Source organism: Vibrio sp. Vb1755, assembly GCF_033338635.1.
Classification (GTDB): domain Bacteria; phylum Pseudomonadota; class Gammaproteobacteria; order Enterobacterales; family Vibrionaceae; genus Vibrio; species Vibrio alginolyticus.
Genome location: NZ_JAWOTA010000240.1, coordinates 1 through 1204, shown reverse-complemented (window position 1 = coordinate 1204; position 1204 = coordinate 1). Strand labels below are relative to the sequence as shown.

Here is a 1204-nt window from a genome sequence, read left to right as displayed (position 1 = left end):
GAATCTTAATTTCTAGGCCTGTCGTATCGTGATCTGGCAGGTATGCATTGACCTTTTTAATAAGCTCTGCATCGTGTGCGCGGTTGTCATCTAGCCAAAATACAGCTGGAACGCCTGTCGCACGTGCGCGAGTTACTGCAAGTTTGACCCAATCTTGAATTGGCGCGTCTTTTACCTGACACATACGGAAGATGTCACCCTCTTCTACCGCCTGTTCAAGCAGCACTGCGCCAGAAGCATCAACAACACGTACTGTACCTGCTGCATCTAGGATAAACGTCTTATCGTGAGAACCGTACTCTTCTGCTTTTTGAGCCATCAAACCCACGTTTGGTACGCTGCCCATTGTTGTCGGGTCAAATGCGCCGTGCTCTTTACAGAAATCGATAACTGCTTGGTAGATACCTGCATAGCAGCGATCTGGGATCATCGCTTTAGTATCTTTTTGCTTGCCGTCAGGACCCCACATTTGGCCAGAAGAACGCAACATTGCTGGCATAGATGCATCGACAATGATGTCGCTTGGGACATGCAGGTTCGTGATGCCACGATCCGAATCAACCATCGCAAGTTCAGGCTGAGTTTGGTAAACCGCCTGAATTGCCGCTTCAATCTCTTCTTTTTGTGCTGCTGGTAGTGACTCGATTTTCGAGTAAACATCACCAAGACCATTATTTACATCAACGCCAAGCTCTTCGAATAACTTACCGTATTTAGCAAAAACGTCTTTGTAGTACACTTTTACAGCGTGACCGAAGATAACCGGGTCAGAAACCTTCATCATCGTCGCTTTCATGTGTAGAGAAAGCAGTACGTCTTGCTCTTTCGCATCTGCGATTTCTTTTTCGAAGAACTCAACCAATGCTTTTTTCTTCAGTACAGAGCTATCAATAACTTCTTTGTCTAACAGTGGGAAAGCAGATTTTAGCTCTTTTACAGAGCCATCTGCGCCAACAAACTCGATTTTTACTTCTGTTGCGCCAGAAATGGTTGTTGATTTCTCGCTACCAAAGAAATCGTCACCCGCCATGCTTGATACATGGGATTTAGAGTCTGATGACCATGCGCCCATTGAGTGTGGGTTTTTCTTTGCATAGTTCTTAACAGAAAGTGGCGCACGACGGTCAGAGTTGCCTTCACGAAGTACTGGGTTTACCGCACTGCCCTTAATCTTATCGTAAGCCGATTTAATCGCTTTTTCTTC

1 protein-coding gene is annotated in these 1204 nt (G+C 45.7%); it reads right to left on the bottom strand.

Going from position 1 to position 1204, the window contains the following annotated elements; all coding sequences use genetic code 11:
* Positions 1-1204: NADP-dependent isocitrate dehydrogenase (locus tag R7E00_RS24220; protein ID WP_318124795.1), on the bottom strand; the 1204-nt coding region annotated here is incomplete at both ends.